General features: G+C 51.1%; 17 protein-coding genes. 13 read left to right on the forward strand and 4 right to left on the reverse strand.

Annotated features, from left to right (window positions below; genetic code table 11):
* Window positions 1–312: 312 nt before the first annotated feature.
* Window positions 313–1,146 (reverse strand): phytanoyl-CoA dioxygenase family protein, encoded by an 834-nt coding sequence (locus AC0LWF_RS15010; RefSeq protein WP_090576442.1) that lies wholly within the window; start codon window positions 1,144–1,146, stop codon window positions 313–315.
* Window positions 1,147–1,367: 221 nt separating this feature from the next.
* Here AC0LWF_RS15010 and AC0LWF_RS15015 point away from each other — a divergent pair, with 221 nt between their 5' ends.
* From AC0LWF_RS15015 to AC0LWF_RS15040, 6 genes are all read left to right on the forward strand, one after another.
* Window positions 1,368–2,261, forward strand: coding sequence for an AraC family transcriptional regulator (locus tag AC0LWF_RS15015; protein WP_474652348.1), 894 nt, complete (start codon window positions 1,368–1,370; stop codon window positions 2,259–2,261).
* A 114-nt stretch (window positions 2,262–2,375) separates the two neighbouring features.
* Window positions 2,376–3,935 carry a stalk domain-containing protein gene (locus tag AC0LWF_RS15020; protein ID WP_474652349.1) on the forward strand — a complete coding sequence of 520 codons (1,560 nt, stop codon included), beginning with the start codon at window positions 2,376–2,378 and terminating at the stop codon, window positions 3,933–3,935.
* 115 nt (window positions 3,936–4,050) lie between these two features.
* The gene (locus AC0LWF_RS15025; protein ID WP_474652350.1) at window positions 4,051–5,868 is read left to right on the forward strand and encodes a B12-binding domain-containing radical SAM protein; all 1,818 of its coding nucleotides are present in this window, start codon (window positions 4,051–4,053) and stop codon (window positions 5,866–5,868) included.
* 70 nt (window positions 5,869–5,938) lie between these two features.
* The gene (gene mgrA, locus AC0LWF_RS15030) at window positions 5,939–6,934 is read left to right on the forward strand and encodes an L-glyceraldehyde 3-phosphate reductase (protein WP_474652351.1); all 996 of its coding nucleotides are present in this window, start codon (window positions 5,939–5,941) and stop codon (window positions 6,932–6,934) included.
* A 215-nt stretch (window positions 6,935–7,149) separates the two neighbouring features.
* Entirely contained in the window at window positions 7,150–8,154 is a 1,005-nt protein-coding gene (locus tag AC0LWF_RS15035; RefSeq protein WP_474652352.1) for a phosphotransferase, read from the forward strand.
* A gap of 49 nt (window positions 8,155–8,203) precedes the next feature.
* The gene (locus AC0LWF_RS15040) at window positions 8,204–8,926 is read left to right on the forward strand and encodes a DsbA family oxidoreductase (RefSeq protein ID WP_474652629.1); all 723 of its coding nucleotides are present in this window, start codon (window positions 8,204–8,206) and stop codon (window positions 8,924–8,926) included.
* A 216-nt stretch (window positions 8,927–9,142) separates the two neighbouring features.
* Here the strand turns inward: AC0LWF_RS15040 and AC0LWF_RS15045 are convergent, their stop codons facing one another.
* From AC0LWF_RS15045 to AC0LWF_RS15055, 3 genes are read right to left on the reverse strand one after another with little or no spacing between them, the layout of a single operon-like run.
* On the reverse strand, window positions 9,143–9,514 hold the full coding sequence (locus AC0LWF_RS15045; protein WP_090576423.1) for an EamA family transporter: 372 nt from the start codon (window positions 9,512–9,514) through the stop codon (window positions 9,143–9,145).
* Window positions 9,511–9,873 carry a DUF2304 domain-containing protein gene (locus tag AC0LWF_RS15050; protein WP_474652353.1) on the reverse strand — a complete coding sequence of 121 codons (363 nt, stop codon included), beginning with the start codon at window positions 9,871–9,873 and terminating at the stop codon, window positions 9,511–9,513. Before AC0LWF_RS15050 ends, AC0LWF_RS15045 begins: the two co-directional genes overlap by 4 nt.
* A 59-nt stretch (window positions 9,874–9,932) precedes the next feature.
* Complete coding sequence (locus AC0LWF_RS15055) at window positions 9,933–10,640, reverse strand: glycosyltransferase family 2 protein (protein ID WP_474652354.1); 708 nt, start codon at window positions 10,638–10,640, stop codon at window positions 9,933–9,935.
* A gap of 271 nt (window positions 10,641–10,911) precedes the next feature.
* On the opposite strand from AC0LWF_RS15055, the gene AC0LWF_RS15060 reads away from it, so the two are divergent.
* The 7 genes from AC0LWF_RS15060 to AC0LWF_RS15090 all read left to right on the forward strand — a co-directional run bounded on the left by AC0LWF_RS15060 (window position 10,912) and on the right by AC0LWF_RS15090 (window position 18,790).
* Window positions 10,912–12,153 carry a glycosyltransferase family 39 protein gene (locus tag AC0LWF_RS15060; protein ID WP_474652355.1) on the forward strand — a complete coding sequence of 414 codons (1,242 nt, stop codon included), beginning with the start codon at window positions 10,912–10,914 and terminating at the stop codon, window positions 12,151–12,153.
* Window positions 12,154–12,263: 110 nt separating this feature from the next.
* Window positions 12,264–13,340 (forward strand): hypothetical protein, encoded by a 1,077-nt coding sequence (locus AC0LWF_RS15065; protein ID WP_474652356.1) that lies wholly within the window; start codon window positions 12,264–12,266, stop codon window positions 13,338–13,340.
* A gap of 3 nt (window positions 13,341–13,343) precedes the next feature.
* Window positions 13,344–14,210, forward strand: coding sequence for a DUF8832 domain-containing protein (locus tag AC0LWF_RS15070; RefSeq protein ID WP_474652357.1), 867 nt, complete (start codon window positions 13,344–13,346; stop codon window positions 14,208–14,210).
* 114 nt (window positions 14,211–14,324) lie between these two features.
* Entirely contained in the window at window positions 14,325–15,263 is a 939-nt protein-coding gene (locus AC0LWF_RS15075) for an ArsR/SmtB family transcription factor (RefSeq protein ID WP_474652358.1), read from the forward strand.
* A gap of 284 nt (window positions 15,264–15,547) precedes the next feature.
* A complete protein-coding gene (locus AC0LWF_RS15080) occupies window positions 15,548–16,960 on the forward strand; it encodes an ABC transporter substrate-binding protein (RefSeq protein ID WP_474652359.1) in 1,413 nt (470 codons plus the stop codon).
* 75 nt (window positions 16,961–17,035) lie between these two features.
* Window positions 17,036–17,911, forward strand: coding sequence for a carbohydrate ABC transporter permease (locus tag AC0LWF_RS15085; RefSeq protein WP_474652360.1), 876 nt, complete (start codon window positions 17,036–17,038; stop codon window positions 17,909–17,911).
* A 12-nt stretch (window positions 17,912–17,923) separates the two neighbouring features.
* Window positions 17,924–18,790: a carbohydrate ABC transporter permease gene (locus AC0LWF_RS15090; protein ID WP_474652361.1), complete on the forward strand. Its 867-nt coding sequence runs from the start codon at window positions 17,924–17,926 to the stop codon at window positions 18,788–18,790.
* The last annotated feature ends 9 nt before the right edge of the window (window positions 18,791–18,799 follow it).

The raw sequence follows: 18,799 nt of genomic DNA on the forward strand, positions 1-18,799 counted from the left end.
GAAAGAAGCGATTGCGCACAAATGGCGGGGGCTAAAAACCGCGGAAAATCGCCCGAGAGAGCCTATATGATCTCTCAGCGTCGAAAGAGAAAGACTAACTGGCTTGTGTGGTGGCGCTCATTTTACAATTTCGCTGAGAGAGGATAAAGCCTCTTTCAATGTATGAAATGATGGGAATGGTGATCCGAGAGAGGAAATAGCCTCTATTGGCGCAGGAGACTGGGAGAGGTGGTAGCTGAGAGTCGGGAAGACAGGTACTAGACAAAACAAAAAGCCGCGCATTCCGCGCGGCTCTGAGCACAATCCAACAACCTATACCTGAACCCCTTGCTTCCGGTACACCTCTGGAAAATGATCGCCAACGAGCAGCTCGCCCGGCTTAACGTTGACATACGAGAGCATGACGTGCTCGCCGATCGGCTCGTAGCGAGTGTGGCCCGGCATGTAGTGAACAGCGATGGCGCGGCGCTTCATCTCGGAGCGGTTGTGCGGGCTGCCGTGCCAAGTCAGGCAGTGGTGGTAGCCCACTTGGCCTTTTTTGATCTCGAACGGCACAGCTTCCACGTTCGCGTTGTTCGGCAGCATTTCCGGCTGCTTGTGGAACGGCTTGAACTCCTTCGTGCTGGACAGGTAGCGCTGGTGGTTGCCCCACTTATGGCTGCCGGGCACCATCCACATGCAGCCGTTCTCGATGACGGCATCATCAAGCGCGACCCATGCGCTGACGAGGTCGGCAGGCTGGATGATCGGCCACAGAGGGTGATCCTGATGCCATGCCGTTGGTCCGCCAGTAATCGGCGGTTTATATTGAATTTGATCATGCCAGATGCGCAGCGAGTTGGAATGGCACAGCTGAGCCACTTCTTCGCAGATAGTCGGATGTCCTGCATGCTGCAGGAACCGGTCGCTGGCTAGCCATATATTAACGATTTGGACGACTTTCGCGCTTGCGACCATTTTCATATTGTCATAAGGGGAATCAGAGCCCAGCATATTATGGTTCAGCACAGGCTTCTTCACTGTTTCACCGTTCATTACTTTATCGAGCTCTTCGCGAAGCTCCTCGACTTCGGCGTCGCTCAGTACGACATCACCTTTTAAAAAACCGTTGTTTTCAAACTCTGCAATTTGTGCTTGACTTAGCATAGAAACCATTCCCCCTATAATTAAGTAGATTGCTTGCGAATTGCGTATTGCCCATTGCGTTTTAACGTGTTATCGTTTGTACCTTGCCTTATGCCTTCAACTCCATGTGCTAAGCATAACGTAGATTGTAAGCGGTGTATTTACAGATACGAAACAGGGCTTTGCACTTTTCAAATATCCTGCTTTTTCAAATATCCTGCTAATTGAGGTGGTTCAGCCGTATGCCCCAAGAGCCTCCGTATCCATATCCAGATATCGTGCTAGGCGCCATGGATGACCTGCAGCCGACAGTGAATTTTGCGAGCCATGCGGAAGTGCCTGCCGCTGAGCAGTGGGGGCCGCGCATCATTCCGGACTACCAGTTGTTCTGCTTATTATCCGGCGAGGCCGAAGTGCGCATCGGTCAAGAGCAATACACGCTTCATGCTGGAGATAGCGCGCTGTATGGACCGCATTGTCCGCACAAAATCACAGTCAAGAGCGATGCGGTTTTCATCGGCATTCATTTTGCCTACATCCAGGAGTCGCTGGCGTCAGTTCACCCTGCTTATTCAATAGAAGCATGCAGCGAGGAAGCGCTTCAAGCGAGCACCCGCGCTAGCTACAAGCTTGAGATCGATAACAATGAACGGCTAGAGCTGCCGCCTTTCTTCACGCTGCCCGGTCTCGAGCCGATTCTCATGCGCATCGTCAACGAATATTTGAACGAACAGCCCGGCTTCAGGGTTGTCCTTCGCGCACTCATGACGGAGCTGCTCGCTGCCATTGTCCGCAACCAGCTGACGAAGCGCCCAAGGTCGCTGGAGCAGAGCAAGATTGATCCCGCCTTGTCGGCGATCAACAAACAGCCAGAGAAGAACTGGACCGTGAATGAGCTCGCAGCGCTGTGCGGCTATCACGTGATCTATTTCTCATCGCTTTTTCGAAAATGCACCGGCGAAAGTCCGAAGCAGTATCTCATCTCCGAACGCATCCGCAAAGCCAAATATTACTTGCTGAGCGGCGAGAAGATGGAAGTGATCGCAGAACGCCTCGGCTATGCCAGCGTTCATTACTTTTCGCGTAATTTCAAAGAAGAAACAGGTCTGACTCCTACCGAATTTAAGCAGCAGTAGAGCCCTTTTTCTATTATTTTCTTCACATGCATTTCATAGACAAAGAAGATTGCGAGTGTTACGATTACGAGAGAGAGATGTAAGATTTGGGAGATTATTGGAGGAACCTACAGCGTGAAATGGACAAATAAATGGAAGAGCAACCTATTGCTATCCGTAATATCCGCAGGTCTTATTCTATCACCGTTTATCGGGGCATCTGGCACGGCTTCAGCTGCAACTGCAACGACTAAAGCAACGACTGCGGTCGCAAAAGCTCAATCGACTACATATACAGTCGTCCTGGACGGCAAGAAGCTCGCCCTTAACCCGGCAGCTCAACAGATCAATGGGACAACGTTTGTCCCGATGCGTTCGGTTTTTGGCAGCCTTCAGGCAAGCGTGACATGGGAAGCAACGACGAAGACGATCTTCATTGTGAAAGGTCGTACGACGATCTCTCTACAGCTAGGTTCGAAGAAAGCAGTGCAGAACGGGAAGACGATCACGCTTGCACAGGCTCCGCAGCAGATCGGTGGCGCCACAATGGTCCCGCTTCGTTTCGTAGCGGAGGCGCTTGGTGCAGACGTTCAGCTGGCAGCAAACCGTTCCATTCGTATTACTTCGATTGAAGCGATTACGAAGAAAGCGCAGGAAGCTGCCGAGCAGAAGGAGCAGGAGAAAGCGCCTGTCGTTCTGACAACGAAGCAGATCGTCGCGAAGAATGACAGCAAAGTCGTCATGATTAATACCGATATTGCCCAAGGCAGCGGCGTGGTTGTCGGTGAGAACGAGATCCTCACGAATTACCACGTGATGCAAGGCGCATCGGAAGGCAGTATTACTACATTGAATGGCAAAGATATAGATATTCAGGGCCTTGTTGGCTACGACAAAGTTTCCGATTTAGCTATTATTCAAACAAAGACGCCGATTGGCATTGCTCCAGTTGAGATCGGCTTCTCCGCTTATAAAGGCGACCATGTCGTCGCAATCGGCAGCCCGCTTGGCTTTCAAAATACGGTGTCGGACGGTGTGATCAGCAACATCATCTTTGACTCGGCACAGCTCTACCAGATCAGTGCGCCGATCGACCACGGCAGCTCGGGTGGCGGCTTGTTCAACGATTATGGACAGCTGATCGGCATCACATCGTCCGGTATTGATGCGACGCAAGCGGATCTGAACTTTGCAATCTCATCGCTGAACATTCAGATGCTGCTGTATGATTTGGAAGACAGCCCACCGGCAAAGATCGAGTTTCTGCCGCAGGAGCTGCCCGCTTCGCTTGCAGGCGCTTCGACCGACAAGATTCGCGAGCTGATGGAGGATCAATTCTCTGCTATCCAGACGTCGCAAGGCACGACAGAGCTGAAGCAGTTCGACGTGAAGCGCGATGCGGAAGGCTGGCTCGTTATTAATTCGGTTATTGAGCCTAGCTTCTATATGGTATATGGTGATGAATCGAGTCAGGATTTCCGCCTCTGGGCGATTAATACCGGCTATGAGCTTCGCCGTATGCTTCCGGATGATAAAATCCAGCTGACGGTCTACTACGACCAAGTGTTCAGCTTCGAGCCGCGCGGCTTTGCTGCAGGCGAAGTTACGAATGAGGGCAACGGCAAGTGGCGAGTGCGTTTCCCGGTTATTGAGTTCCAAGGCAAAGAGAAAGTGTTCGTGAAAGTACGCGCGTAAAGACGGAAGAGTAGCTGATTCCCACGTGGGAACGGAGCTGCTCTTCTTTTTTGCCATCAAGTTCGTTACAATATAGGAATGGTTTCTATCTAAGATTGGTGAAGGAATGACGAATATGAAAGTCGTATTGGCGACGCTTAACGCTAAATTTATTCATACCTCGCTTGCTTTGCGCTGCTTGAAGGCGTACAGCGAGAAAGATTTTGATATCGATATTGCAGAATATACGATCAAGGATCCAGCGATGAACATCGTCGCGGATTTGTATGCGAGAAATGCCGATGTGGTCGGCTTCTCCTGTTACATCTGGAACATTGAAGAGACGATCACGGTCATCGACATGCTCCGCAAAATAAAGCCAGGCATCAAAATCGTGCTCGGCGGTCCAGAAGTGAGCTACGACACGCCGTTCTGGCTGGAGCGGCTGCCGCAGGTCGATTATATCGTCGTCGGCGAAGGGGAAGAGACGTTCCACCATCTGCTGACAGAGCTGTCCAGCACATGCAAGTTCCATCTCGTCTTTGGGCTTGCGTACCGCAAGGAGCATCAGGACGGACGAATCGAGATCATAGTGAATCCGCCGCGTCCGAAGCTGGATCTGGCGACATTGCCGTCACCGCATCGGTTCGCGGAGGATGTGCCGCGTCTCGCTAGCCGTGTCGTCTACTTCGAGACGAGCCGAGGCTGCCCGTTCAGCTGCCAGTTCTGTCTCTCCAGCATCGAGGTTGGCGTCCGTTATTTCGATATGGAGCGGACGAAGTCGGATATTCTCTACTTAATTGATGCCGGTGCGAAGCTGATTAAGTTCGTGGACCGGACGTTTAATATTAAGCGTGACTACGCGCTTGAGATCTTCCAGTTCCTTATCGAGAATCATCGCGGCTGCGTATTCCAGTTCGAGATTACGGCGGACATTATGCGCCCAGAGGTGCTGGATTATTTGGCAGAGCATGCGCCTCCTGGCATCTTCCGATTCGAGATTGGCGTGCAATCGACCAATGACTTGACGAACGAAGCGGTGCAACGCCGCCAGAACTTCACGAAGCTGACGCGTACCGTTATGAAGGTCAAGGAGAGCGGCAAGATCGATCAGCATCTGGACTTAATCGCGGGTCTTCCGCATGAGAATTACGACTCCTTCCGCAAGACGTTCAATGACGTGTTCGAGCTTCGCCCTGAAGAGCTGCAGCTTGGCTTTTTGAAGATGCTTCGCGGCACAGGGATGCGTTTGGATGCGGAGAAGCACGGCTATATCTATATGGACCGCGCGCCTTACGAAATTCTTGGCAATGACATCATGCCGTTCTCGGACATCGTGCGCATCAAGCGAGTCGAGGACGTGCTGGAGAAATACTGGAATGCGCACAGGATGGACCATGCGCTGCTCTACCTTGTGGAGCGGGCATTCCCTTCGGCGTTCGATTTCTTCCAGCAGTTCGGCGACTTCTGGGAAGGGCGCGGCTGGCAAAAGATCGGTCATCAGCTGGAGGATCTGTTCTCGCGGCTGTGGTCGTTCCTATCCGAAGAGCATAACCGTATACAAGCCGCAGAAGATGGCAAAGAGTGGACACTCGACGTCGTGCTTGGACTCATGAAGCTCGATTACTTCCTTCAGCATAATTACAAGCCGCGCAAGGTGTGGTGGGACTTCACGATGGACAAGCAGGTACTCGGCAGCTGGATGCAGCGCCTCGCCGAGCGTCCGCAGGATGTATCGGAGCAGTTCGCAGCGCTTGGCCTGACCGAGAAGGAGCTGCAAAAGCATGCGGTTATTGAGCAGCTGCCGTTCAATCTGAAGAAGTACCTCGCAGAAGGCGTAGTGTCGACGGAGGAAGAGACGCTGCTTATCGTCATTTACAGCGGCGGCGGCAAAAGCGATGTGCGAGCGGCACAATTTTATACGCTCCCTCTCATTCCGGCAAGACAAGCTTGAGCAGCCTTGTAAATTGTTGTAAGCTTTAATAGGTTTCCTACAAGTACACTCAATAGAGGAGCGATAGTAGATGGTATATGCGGCAAATAATGAACGTTACGGGTCGATGAAATACAATCGTGTTGGGCGTTCCGGCCTGAAGCTTCCGGCCATTTCCCTAGGACTGTGGCATAATTTCGGCGGCGTGGATACGTATGAGAACGGTCGCGCGATGCTGACGCGGGCTTTCGACCTTGGCATTACGCATTTTGACCTGGCGAACAATTACGGCCCTCCAGCAGGCTCGGCAGAAGAAATGTTCGGCCGGATCATGCAGACGGACTTTAAACCATACCGCGACGAGATGATCATCTCCTCGAAAGCAGGTTATTACATGTGGCCGGGGCCATACGGCGAGTGGGGCTCGCGCAAGTACCTGATCGCAAGCCTTGAGCAAAGCTTGAAACGGATGAACCTCGAGTACGTTGATATTTTCTATTCGCACCGTCCAGACCCGGAGACGCCGCTTGAAGAAACGATGGGCGCGCTCGACCATATGGTTCGCTCCGGCAAGGCGCTCTATGTCGGTATCTCCAGCTACAGCGCTGAGCAATCGGCGGAAGCGATCAAGATAATGAAGCAGCTTGGCACGCCGCTGCTGATTCACCAGCCGAGCTACAACATGTTCGATCGCTGGATCGAGAACGGCCTGCAGGATGTGCTGGAAGAGAACGGCGTAGGCAGCATCGCTTTCTGTCCGCTGGCACAAGGGCTTCTGACGAACAAATATTTGACAGGCAGCATTCCGACGGATTCGCGTGCAGCAAGCAAAACCGGCTTCCTGCAAGAGAGCGCGGTTAACGCTCAGCGAGTGGCGCAGCTGAACAAGCTGAACGCGATTGCGGCAGAACGCGGTCAATCGCTGGCGCAGATGGCGCTTGCATGGGTGCTACGCGGCGGACGCGTGACATCCGCGTTGATCGGCGCAAGCCGTGTCAGCCAGATCGAAGACAACGTGGCGGCGCTGAACAATCTGTCGTTCACAAGCGAAGAGCTAGCAAGCATCGAAGACATCATTCGCGCATAATAAAGAAGCCTTGGAGGGATTGGTCCTCCAAGGCTTTTGTTTTGTTGTATGGGTATGTATCGCTTACGAAACAAGGGCGCCAAAACGTATGGCTAAAAATACAAAGAACTCACTCAACATCATAACATCCGGTTTCGAAACAGTCTATATTTCGTGCGGGTTTTTCGGTATGTTTGTTCTTGCGAGGGAGCAACTAACAAAGGAGTTGTGATGGCATGCAGGAGAGGGAAAGCTGGGACTGCAAGGTTCAGCTGGACGATCTGACAAGTGAGCTGCGGCAGGCGTTTGGAAACGATTATTCGGTGGCAGAAGCTACGAATATGCATGGTGGCGCCCAGAAGATCGTCTATCGCGTACGAACGTCGAATGGGTTTACGCTGATGCTCTATATTTGGGACATCACGAACAATTATTTTCAAGAGGAGATCGAAGAAGCGAGGGCAGAGGGGAATGAGGGGCAGCGCTTTTTTGATGTAGAGCTCTTCCTCCGTAATAATCGCTTCATGCGCGAGCATGGCATAAGGACACCTGCGATCTATGCGATGAACAGATCGCGAGAGCGGTATCCGTTCGATTACGCTTTGGTGGAGTATGTCGGTGGCGGTGATTTACAGCCCTATATGGAGCATCCATCTACAGCGATTCGGGACAAAGTATTCGGCGGCTGCCGAGATCTGCTTGGCAAGCTGCATCAGATTCGCCACACGAGCTGGGGGCAGCTTACGCTCGATGGGAAGCCGGACAGGTGCCGGGCTGCCGACTGCGAAGACGGCATCCATGACAATGCGAAGCGGAATCTCGCATCTCTCACGCAGGAAGCGAAGCTGTCTCAGCAGCAGCAGGGGAAGCTGGACGAGCTGCTCGCCAAAATCCGCGAAAGCATTGTCCCTCGTACCGAATACCGCTTTATCCATAGCGAGCTTGGACCAGATCACATTTTACTGAATGAGCAGCTTGATCCTTATTTGATCGACATCGAAGGGGCGGAGTTTTTCGATCTGGAGCACGAGCACAGCTTCCTGCAATTCCGATTCGCGAACTATGAACACTACTTGGCACGAACGGATCTCGATGAGGTCAGGATGCGGTTCTACAAGCTATGCCTTCATATCTCCTGCGCGGATGGTGGACTGAAGCTGCTGCAGCGCGGATTCCCGAACAGAGCGCTGGCGCACGATATCATGTCTTCCAACCTCTCTCAAACATTGTCTTACCTCTAGGCGAGGTCTATAATGGAGATACAAGAGAGAAGGAGTGAGCTGAAACGTGATGAAAGTTGAAATTTGGTCGGACATTATGTGTCCGTTCTGCTATATTGGCAAACGCCGCTTTGAAGCGGGCCTAGCACAATTTGCCCATCAAGATGAGGTTGAAGTTGTATACCGCAGCTTCCAGCTTGACCCGAATGCTTCGAAGGACCCGGATCACGATGTGTACGGCCTTGTCGCGAGCAAATACGGCGTTAGCCGCGAACAATCCATCCAGATGCACGCGGGTCTTGTGCAGCAGGCGGCGGAGCTTGGCCTCGAGTACAACTTCGAGCACGCCATTCCGGCGAATTCGTTCGATGCGCATCGTCTCATTCATTTTGGGGCGGCGCATGGCAAACGGACGGAAGTGGCGGAGCTGCTGTTCAAGGCTTACTTTACCGATTCGAAGCATATTGCGAAGATGGAGACGCTGAAGGGCATCGCGGCTGATGCCGGTCTTGATCCAGAAGCGCTTGAAGCGGCGCTGAACAGCGGTGCTTACAAGCAGGAAGTGCTTGCAGAGTGTGCGGAAGCAAATCAGCTAGGCGCGAACGGCGTGCCGTTCTTCGTCGTTAATCGTAAATATGCCGTGTCCGGCGCGCAGCAAAGCGATGTGTTCCTCGACGTGCTGAACAAGAGCTGGGAGGAAGAGAAGCCGCTTATTATTCTCGATCCTTCGTCGTCAGGCAAGGATGGTCAAGTGTGCACGGATGATGCTTGCGGCATCGGCGAAGCTGAGTAATGTGGAAAGAGATTAAGTGCAAATATCCACTTAGGCCTGGCTTAATCCCGAGTAATCGTCCATTCAGCCGAAAATAAATGGTTTTTCGCACTTATTAGCGTGCATTCAGAGAAATCGCCCTCACTAAGTGGATATTTCCATTTATTGAGGCTTTCGTTGGAACCACGACCTGCCAGTCATAGCAAAAGCACGGCAATATGCCGTGCTTTTTTCATTTTAAGCATATTTTCCAGACAGACCAATACATGCGACTCCTGCCAGAATGAGCAGGCAGCCGACGATCTTCAGAGCCGACAGAGACTCCCCGAAGAAGTAGTACGCTCCGAAGATCGAGATGATGTATGCGAGGCTTTGAATGGGATAAGCAAGGCTGAGGTCAACGCGGGATACGATGAACAGCCAGAGCACCGTCGCGCAGCCATAGATAAACAAACCGCCGATGATGTAAGGGGAGAAGAGCAGTTCGAGAATGGTACGAATCGACTCGAACGGTTTCTCGCGCTGCATCAGCCCGTATTTCCATAAGAATTGCCCGGTTACGAGCATAAGCGTGTTCGCCAGAATGAGCAGGAAGGAAGACGAGTTCATATGGAGTCACGTCCTTCCACAGACTTCTGCAGCTCGAGCAGCTTCTTCTCCAAGACGGCGAATTCCTGCGTGAGCCTCTTCATCTTCTCCGATTGATTCGATAAGCTCATCGTCTGTCTCACTAAGAGCGCCAGGATGAAAATAATCGTAACGAGGAAGACGAAGGTCGGCATGTACCCAATGCCCAGCCATAGTGCGAACCTGTTGAGCAGCGGGATGCAAGCCGCAGAGAGTACGCCGGCGATGGCAGTGATGAGCCATAGGAAGGCGTAGCGATCCTTCAATTTATGCGTCACCGTGAACGAGATGGTGAGGCCGAGGAAAAATAGCGTAATCAGGATGGCGACAAGCTGATTCATAGATTAGGGAACCTTTTCCTTTCCGTGCGATTCGTATGTATCGTTTTACTTTCTTTCGATTAAGAGAAGCTCTTGCGAATAACCGAGAACATCGTAACCTTCATCATATAGTAGATCGACTTGGACCAGTTAATGGAGGACGAGCCGCCTTGGCGATTTCGCATCTCGACGCTAATTTCTTTCAATTTGAACCCACGCTTGGATAGGCTGACGAGCACTTCAACCTCCGGGTAATCGGTCGGGTACGTACGCGAGAACAGCTCAATCGCTTTACGCCCGACGATGCGAAAGCCGCTAGTTGGATCATAGACGCGAACGCCTGTCAGCAGGCGAATGAGCCAGTAGAAGTATAGAATGCCGGCGCGGCGGGAGAAGCTGCCCCGATAGCTGCTGTGCTCGACGAATCGCGAGCCGATGACCATGTCATAGCCGCTAGACTGGATTTCTTCCACGAGCTTCGCAATGTCGGCAGGACGGTGCTGGCCGTCGGCATCGAGCTGAATCGCATATTTATAGCCGTTCTGGTCGGCATAGCGGTAGCCGCTTTGCATCGAACCGCCGATTCCAAGGTTGACGGCATGCCGGAGCGAGGGGAAGCCTTCCTCACGAATAATATCTGGCGTACGGTCCTTGGAGCCGTCGTCGATGATAATAAAGTCATACGGCGTATGCCGTTGCAGCTCTTGGACTGTCTTCGCTAGCGTATCTTCCTCGTTGTAAGCTGGAATAATGACTAGAATATCACTGCTGCGGTGCTGGAAACTCATAACGTATACCTTCCTTCTTCCTAGCTATCTAGCAGTTAAGCTAGCTTTCATGCATCAGGGTTGCACTTAACATTAGTGAATTTATAAGTTTCACTTTTACAAATTTTTATAATCTCTCCGCGAAACGTAAGCTTTTGCCGAAAGGACGGCGTCAGCCGTTTGCACTTATCCAAATCTTATATAGTATAATAGAAATCGTCGCTTTAATAAAATACCAGTAAATTGGAAAGGGAGTTTTACGGTGTTTTCCTTAACTAACGAGTCATCACGCATGCGAAAGTTTGTATGGATCATGATGGCCGTCGTTTTCCTCGTTCATGTGACCGTCGTGCTGACGCTTGGCGATCACTTCCTGCTCGGCTCCTACGATAAGCGTAACAATGACGATGTCAAATACGTCTATGCTGCGAAGGTGCTGCTGGAGCATCATACGCTGGTTTATAACAGCGGCATGAATCCGACCAACTATATCATGCCTGTGATACCCGTCGTGCTAAGCGGCTTCATGTCGTTTCTAGATCGCGATGCGGCCGTCATGGGTTTCCGCCTGCTGCAATGTCTCATGCAGACCGTGTCGCTGTATCTCATCTTTGCCATCGCTCGCGAGCTGCTTGGCAGGCGCGTCGCAGTTGTTGCCGTTATTCTCGACGCCATCTACGTGCCGAACTTGTTCGCATCAGGTGCGATTCTAACAGAATCGACGTTTAAGCTGCTCTTTTTGTTGCTGATTTGCAGCATCATTCACGCGGTTAAGCGCAAGACGGCGGGCGCTTATGCGATAGCTGGCGTCATGCTCGGCATCGCCTGCTACGTGAAGCCGCAATGTGCGCTGCTGCCCATCTGCTTCCTAGTCATCTGGCTTGTGCAGCGTTACAGCCTGAAGGATATGGTGAAGTATACGGCGATTATCGGCGTATGCAGCATGCTGATGCTGACCCCTTGGTGGATTCGCAATTACTCGGCGTTCCATGAGTTTATTCCTTTTACCAAATCAACTGGCAATCCGATGCTGCTAGGTGCATTGATCGAACGTGCCATGCCGCCAAAAGGGTTCTTCGAGCAATATCCGGAGTACAAGGAGAAGCTGTTCACTGGCAGCGACAGCTCCGAGAAGCTCGCTGCGCAGCGGATCATCAAGTACGGCTTCACGCATGAGCCGGTCGATTATGCATACTGGTTTACGGTAGGCAAATCGATTCAGCTATTCGAGAATCCGTTCTACTCGAAGCCGGTTCCAGGCTTGCCGAGGCCGGCAATCAACGTGGTGCACTGGATTTATGTGCTGCTCGGCTTCAGTGGCATCGTCGTGCTGGGTCTTCAGCGACGCTACAAGTACGTGCTGCCTCTCCTGCTCCCGTTTCTCTATTATTGGTTCATACATCTACCATTTATTACCTTCGGACGCTACGGTTATCCGCTCGTCTGTCTATTAACCATATTTGGCGCTGTCACAATCGTCGCTTTGCTCGAGCGAAGAGGCGTTTGGAAGCAGCGGGAACAAGCCGCCGGTTAACGACCGCGCGGCTTTTTTTCATAAGGCAGTAGTTGAGAAGCGAGTTGGCATAGTACAATGGAGTGTAAGCGCTAACAGGATATGATGCACCTTAATTAGGAGGGACTTTGATGAATGCTTCTGCTGCACCGGTAGCTGTATCAACCGCGTCACGAACAGTCAGAGTGACGACGGGCAAGGATTACTTGACGATTCTATTTGGGATGTGGCTCATCGGCGGTATATTCGTGGATGGGTTTGCTCACAATCACGGGGTTGTGGAGACGTTCTTCACGCCGTGGCATGCCATTCTGTATTCCGGCTTCATGGCATCGGCGCTGTGGATGGCTTGGCTGCTGTATCGCTCGAAGCAAGCGACAGGGGCTCCCTGGGTGAAAGCGGCTCCCGTTGGCTATGGCCTAGGTTTGGTCGGCGTCGCTATTTTCCTACTGGGCGGACTATTCGATATGTATTGGCATATTGTGTTTGGCATTGAGAAGAATCTCGCAGCCTTGCTCAGTCCATCGCATCTGATGCTGCTGATCGGCGGCGTGCTTATCGCATCGAGCCCGTATCGTGCAGGATGGCATAATGAGCGGATGATAAAGCCCGGCTGGGGCGAGTTCGCACCTGCGTTTCTGTCGCTAGTTATTACGACTGGAGCGGTCGGCTTCTTCCTTATGTATGCGTGGATGTTCCGCTATAATTTGCCATCTGCTTCTACTGTTGATTGGTATTTAAGCAGCTTCGGATCAGGGATGATCGTCGAGAACAACGAGGTGCGAGGGGTCTGTTATATCCTCGTCAATACGCTAGTATATATGGTGCCGGTCTTTCTGTTCATGAAACGCTGGACGCTGCCAATTGGCGTCATGACAGCACACTTTACGTTAATTACGGCGCTGATGAACGTACTGGACGGATTTGAGAACTACCAGTCGATTATTATCGCATTCGGAGCGGGCCTGCTCGGCGATGTTTGCTATCGTGTGCTGAAGGCTGATAAGCCTGACCGCGAATGGGCGAGAAGAATCGTCGGCGCTGTGCTGCCGATTGCACTATGGAGCTTCTACTTCGCATGGATGCATATAACGGACGGAATCGGCTGGGAGACAGAGCTGTGGACAGGCGCAATCGTTGAAGCGACGCTGCTGTCACTTGGCGTGCAGCTGCTGGCAGCTCCGCGTCCCTCGGTCAAAGGATCGTAGACGATGGTGATGCTGCGAAAACTAGTTTCTACGGCGGCGACTATGCTGCTCATCGTTCTTGCTTTAAGCAGCTGCGCAGGCAAGCCGATGACCAATGTCGAGATACACCCCCCTTCCAAGGGACTCATCCATTACTTGCAGCAGGATCAGATGGCGAATGTATCGGATCATGGCTATCGAGCGCCGGTTGATACGACAAGTGCCCGCAAGCTGCAAAGCAATGAGGAAGCCTCCATCGAGCTGCAGGTGCTGGACCCTTCCGGGCAGCCGGTTCAACATTTCAAAGAAGATATGACGAAGCTGATGCATCTGATCGTGGTCAGCAGTGATCTATCGACCTTTCAGCATATTCATCCCGATTACGTCGGCAATGGGTGGTTTCATGCGAAGGTGAATTTTCCGCATGGGGGACAATTCCTGCTCATCTCGGAATTTATGCCGGACAGCGCAGGCTTGACCGTATTTAAACAGTGGGTGACGGTAGATGGGGAGAAGGCTGCTTCGAAGAAGCTTGAGCCGGATAAGCAGCTAACGCAAACCGTTGATGGGCTGCAAATCACCTTATCTGCAATGCCGGATGCAGCAGAAGTGCGTGCAGGTGATATGGCGATGCTGAACTTCACGCTGAAGGACGCTGCCACAGGCAAGTTCATTCAACTTGAACCCTATCTCGGCACTGCGGGGCATTGCGTCATTCTCGACGAGAAGGCGAAGCAGTATCTGCACGTCCATGCTACGACGGATATGAGCTCCGCTTCGAACGTCATGTTCCATACACAATTCCCGAAGGCAGGTATCTATAAGCTGTGGGGTCAATTTCAATACAAAGGGAAAGTGATCGTTGCACCGTTCGTTATTGAGGTGAAATAACGCCATGCAGGTTGGAGATGGCGTTGATGAGCTCCAGCACTATACAAAAGCGTAACTTCCAATTAAAATATATATTATAGAATATAAATTATATTATAAAGGGAGGTGCTTTTGATGCTGGAGTTGTCCATCGACGCACCGGACGAGCTGGTGAAGGTCACACATGCCCTATCCTCACATACAAGATTGAAGATTATTAAGCTTCTGCTGGCTCATAACAACATGAATATTAATGAAATCGGCGAGAAGCTGGGAATCCCGGTATCAACGGTTGGCGTTAATATAAAGGTGCTGGAAGAGGCCGGTCTCATCCTAACGGAGATACTGCCTGCAAGCCGAGGCGCGATGAAAGTGTGCAAGCGGAATTTCGATGACGTAAGACTGATTCTGAATCCGATTAAAGGCTATAAGAACAAGACGCAGCTGTATGAGATCGAGATGCCGATCGGTCATTTTGTCGATGTAGATGTGCAGCCGACTTGCGGCATAGCCAATTCGCAATCGATGATTATTACGGAGGACGATCCGTCGAGCTTCTATATTCCAGAATGCAAAACAGCTGAGATTATATGGCTGCGGCAAGGCTGGCTCGAATACCGCTTCCCTCGGTCGATGCCGCGGAACATTGATCTGAGAGCAATTGAGTTCTCGCTGGAGCTCTGCTCAGAAGCTCCGAATTTCAATAATGATTGGCCATCGGATATTACGGTATGGATTAATAACGTGGAGGTCGGTACGTGGACTTCGCCTGGCGATTTCGGTGACCGCAGAGGCAAGAATAATCCCGAATGGTGGCATGACAGCAGCACGCAATATGGACTCTTGAAGACGTTCCGCGTGGACCAGCACCGAAGCACGGTGGACAATACGAGGATATCCAACATCACGCTGCAGGATCTGCAGCTGGACAAGCTCCCGTATATTCGCTTCAAAGTCGGTGTGAAACCGGACGCCGTTAATAAAGGCGGGATGAATTTATTCGGACGTGGATTCGGCAATTACGAGCAAGATATCATCATGAAAGTGCATTATGAGTCGCTCGCAGAAGAGTAAAACATAATAGTTATTATAAAAGGCGCAATAGCGCTTTTTATTTTGTTTTATAAAATAATATTTATGTTTGAAAGCGTTGACAAGAGATGGGAACGAACATATAATTTGATTTGCAACATGAATATTGTTTATTAAAAGAAGGTTTTGGTCATATGGCAAGGGGTTCCCGAGATTGTTAGCCTACTTTGGAGGTGAGAAGCGCAAGTTTCTTCGCAATTGGCAGGATGATCCGATATTTAAAACAAGAAGTTGGTTTTAAATTAACGACAAAGGGGCTAAAAAGAATGAATCAATGGACGAAACGGGTTGGAGCCTTAGCGGCAATGACGGTATTAATCGGCAGTACGGTGGCATGCGGAAGCAGCGACAACAGTGGGAATAACAATACCGCTAATACTAGTAACACATCGACTGCAACGGATAATACGGCATCGGACTCATCCAATACGAATAACAGTGCAAATACGAGCGCAAACCAGCCGGCTGCTGAGCCTGTAAAGATTCGTTTTGCTGGCTGGGGAGATCCTTCCGAGAAGGAAGTGTTCACGAAGCTGCTCAAGAGCTTTGAAGAGAAGAATCCGAACATTAAAGTTGAATATCTACATATCCCGGACGATTACGTCGGCAAGATGAATACGATCCTGGCTGGCGGCGACGCTCCTGACGTCTTCTACGTGCCAGACGGCGACTTCGGCAGATGGGTTAGCCAAGATTTGCTTCTGCCGATCGACGAGTACATGAGCACAAGCAACATCGATACTGCCGACATGTGGGAGTCCTCGCTTCTTCGTTACCGTTATGACGGTGCTGTAACTGGCAAAGGTAATCTGTACGCGCTGCCGAAGGATATCGGCCCGACGGTCCTCTATTATAATAAAGATCTTTTTACAAAGATGGGCGTTCCATTCCCAAGCGCGGAGAACCCTATGACATTCGACGAGCTCCTCGACACGGCGCAGAAGTTGACTGTTAAGAATGGCGATAAAGTAACCCAATACGGTATGGGCCCGATCTGGTGGGAAGGCTTCGTGTTTGGCAACGGCGGCCAGTTCCTCAGCGAAGATAAAAAAGAATTTTTGCTGAATAGCAAGGAAGCTTCGGATGCGCTGCAGTTTGCGGTTGATCTCGCGCACAAACATAACGTGGTACCGGATAGCAGAGCGCTGAAAGCAATGAATGACGGTCAAATGTTCGAAACAGGCAAGCTGGCGATGATGATTCAAGGCCGCTGGATGGTGCCGACTTATCGTAAGCTGAAGTTCGATTGGGACGTTGCGCCACTTCCAGCGAATGGCAAATGGGCAGGCTGGAGCGGTTCTGTAGGTCTAGGTGTTTACAGTAAGACGAAGCAGAAGGATGCAGCCTACAAGCTTGTTGAGTTCTTGGGCGGACCGGAAGGACAGAAGGAACAATCGCTGATGGGCTTTGCAATTCCGAGCTTCAAGTCGATGGCGAATACTGATGTGTTCCTGCAGCCTGGTCAGAAGCCTGAGCACGCAGAAGTGTTCATCAAGGCGGCACAGAACGAAGTTCCAGGTCCATGGACGAACCTGCCGAATGCCAAATGGTGGGATATGCTGAACCAAAACCTTGGACCAATGTGGGAAGGGAAGCGTCCGGCAGCGGATCTCCTGAATGAGCTGAAACCGAAGATTGATGCGGCGATCAAGGAAGGTAATCCGGCGATCTTTAAGTAAAATGATGCAAAAGAGCGTAAGGGGGAGCTCGGCTAGAGCTCCTACTATGCTCTTGAGGTAAGGAGGAGGGTAGATTTGAGCAACAAACGGAAAATGTATTTGTGGGCCTATGCCTTCATCTCTGCCCCTATATTGGGCTTTCTGCTGTTTGCCATGATTCCGATCTGTTTCTCGGTCTATGTCAGCTTTACGAAGTACAGCGGCTACCATGCTCCTGAGCTGACTGGTGCGGACAACTATGCCCGGCTGCTCGCTCGCGATCCGCTCTTCTGGAAGACGCTCAAGAACACCTTGTACTCTGCGCTCTCCATTCCCTTCGGGATGATACTGTCGCTTACGATTGCAATCGCGCTGAATCAGAAGATTGCAGGCATCCGGTTGTTCCGGACCGCTTTCTTCCTGCCAACCATTAGTTCTGTTGTTGCGATGACATTACTGTGGAAGTGGATCTTCAATGCTGATTATGGCCTCCTCAATATCTTCCTCGGCTGGTTCGGCATCACTGGACCTGCATGGCTCAGCAGTGAGGATTGGGCGATGCCGGCGATGATTCTGCAAGGGATATGGTCGGGCCTTGGATTTAATATGGTACTGTACTTGGCGGCGCTTCAAGGAGTTCCGCGAAGCTTGTACGAAGCGGCGGAGATCGATGGCGCGAATGCATGGCAGCGATTCGTAAAAGTGACTATTCCGTGTATTTCGCCTACGACGCTATACATTCTGATTACGTCGATTATCGGAGCGATGCAGGATTTCCCAAGATTCCAAATTATGACCGAAGGCGGACCCAATTACTCGACGACCACGATTGTGTATTACCTATTCCAGAACGCGTTCCGCTACATGGAGATGGGCTATGCATCAGCTATGGCGTGGATGCTCGGCCTCTTGCTGATGGCCATTACGCTTCTTAACTTCTGGTTGTCTCGCCGCTGGGTGCATTACGAATAGGAGGTAAGTTCAATGTCCGATGTTGCAATCGGCGTCAGATCTTCAAAGAAGCGTGCTGCCGAGCAAATGCGGAAAGCTGTTGCTTACCTGTTTTTGCTTGCGGGCTCAGTGGTCATGGCTGTTCCTTTTCTATGGATGCTGTCAACTTCTCTCAAAGAAGAAGGCGCTGTGTTTGAACTGCCGCCGAAGTGGATTCCAACACATATCGAATGGAGCAATTATTCGTTTGTCCTAGGAGAAGCCAATCTCTTGCATGGCTTTATGAATACACTTATTATCGTCATTCCGACGACCTTAATCGGTTTATTTACGAGTGCACTGGCAGCATATGCGTTTGCTAGAATTCAATTTCCGGCTCGTAACACCTTGTTTGTTATGCTGCTTGCGACGATGATGATTCCCGGAGTTGTCACGATGATTCCGACCTTTATTTTGTACAAAAACGTAGGATGGGTGGATAGCTGGCTGCCTCTCATGGTTCCGGGAATGTTCGGCGCGGCTGCGGCGGTGTTCTTCCTCCGCCAATTCTTTATGTCAATTCCTTCTGAGCTTGAAGATGCAGCGATGATGGATGGGCTGAATCCGATTCAAATTTTTATCAAAATCATACTGCCTTTATCGAAGCCTGCTCTGATGGCGCAAGGGATATTCGGGTTCTTAGGCGGCTACAACGATTTTCTTGGACCGTTGATCTACATTAACACTCCGGAGAAATTTACACTTCAGCTCGTACTCGCATCCTTTCAGGGGATGTATACGTCGAATTGGACTTATATTATGGCAGGTTCGATACTCGCATTGATTCCAACGGCGCTGCTGTTCTTCTTTGCACAGCGTTATTTCGTTGAAGGTGTCACTTTGACGGGAATGAAAGGATAGTCAGGAGGG

The sequence above is a fragment of the Paenibacillus sp. sgz302114 genome (assembly GCF_056120345.1).

Bases quoted from the DNA above. Each gene is read 5' to 3' on its own strand.
- AC0LWF_RS15010 (WP_090576442.1), bottom strand. From the start codon at position 1,146: ATGCTAAGTCAAGCACAAATTGCAGAGTTTGAAAACAACGGTTTTTTA.
- AC0LWF_RS15015 (WP_474652348.1), top strand. From the start codon at position 1,368: ATGCCCCAAGAGCCTCCGTATCCATATCCAGATATCGTGCTAGGCGCC.
- AC0LWF_RS15025 (WP_474652350.1), top strand. From the start codon at position 4,051: ATGAAAGTCGTATTGGCGACGCTTAACGCTAAATTTATTCATACCTCG.
- mgrA (WP_474652351.1), top strand. From the start codon at position 5,939: ATGGTATATGCGGCAAATAATGAACGTTACGGGTCGATGAAATACAAT.
- AC0LWF_RS15035 (WP_474652352.1), top strand. From the start codon at position 7,150: ATGCAGGAGAGGGAAAGCTGGGACTGCAAGGTTCAGCTGGACGATCTG.
- AC0LWF_RS15040 (WP_474652629.1), top strand. From the start codon at position 8,204: ATGAAAGTTGAAATTTGGTCGGACATTATGTGTCCGTTCTGCTATATT.
- AC0LWF_RS15045 (WP_090576423.1), bottom strand. From the start codon at position 9,514: ATGAACTCGTCTTCCTTCCTGCTCATTCTGGCGAACACGCTTATGCTC.
- AC0LWF_RS15050 (WP_474652353.1), bottom strand. From the start codon at position 9,873: ATGAATCAGCTTGTCGCCATCCTGATTACGCTATTTTTCCTCGGCCTC.
- AC0LWF_RS15055 (WP_474652354.1), bottom strand. From the start codon at position 10,640: ATGAGTTTCCAGCACCGCAGCAGTGATATTCTAGTCATTATTCCAGCT.
- AC0LWF_RS15060 (WP_474652355.1), top strand. From the start codon at position 10,912: ATGCGAAAGTTTGTATGGATCATGATGGCCGTCGTTTTCCTCGTTCAT.
- AC0LWF_RS15065 (WP_474652356.1), top strand. From the start codon at position 12,264: ATGAATGCTTCTGCTGCACCGGTAGCTGTATCAACCGCGTCACGAACA.
- AC0LWF_RS15070 (WP_474652357.1), top strand. From the start codon at position 13,344: ATGGTGATGCTGCGAAAACTAGTTTCTACGGCGGCGACTATGCTGCTC.
- AC0LWF_RS15075 (WP_474652358.1), top strand. From the start codon at position 14,325: ATGCTGGAGTTGTCCATCGACGCACCGGACGAGCTGGTGAAGGTCACA.
- AC0LWF_RS15080 (WP_474652359.1), top strand. From the start codon at position 15,548: ATGAATCAATGGACGAAACGGGTTGGAGCCTTAGCGGCAATGACGGTA.
- AC0LWF_RS15090 (WP_474652361.1), top strand. From the start codon at position 17,924: ATGTCCGATGTTGCAATCGGCGTCAGATCTTCAAAGAAGCGTGCTGCC.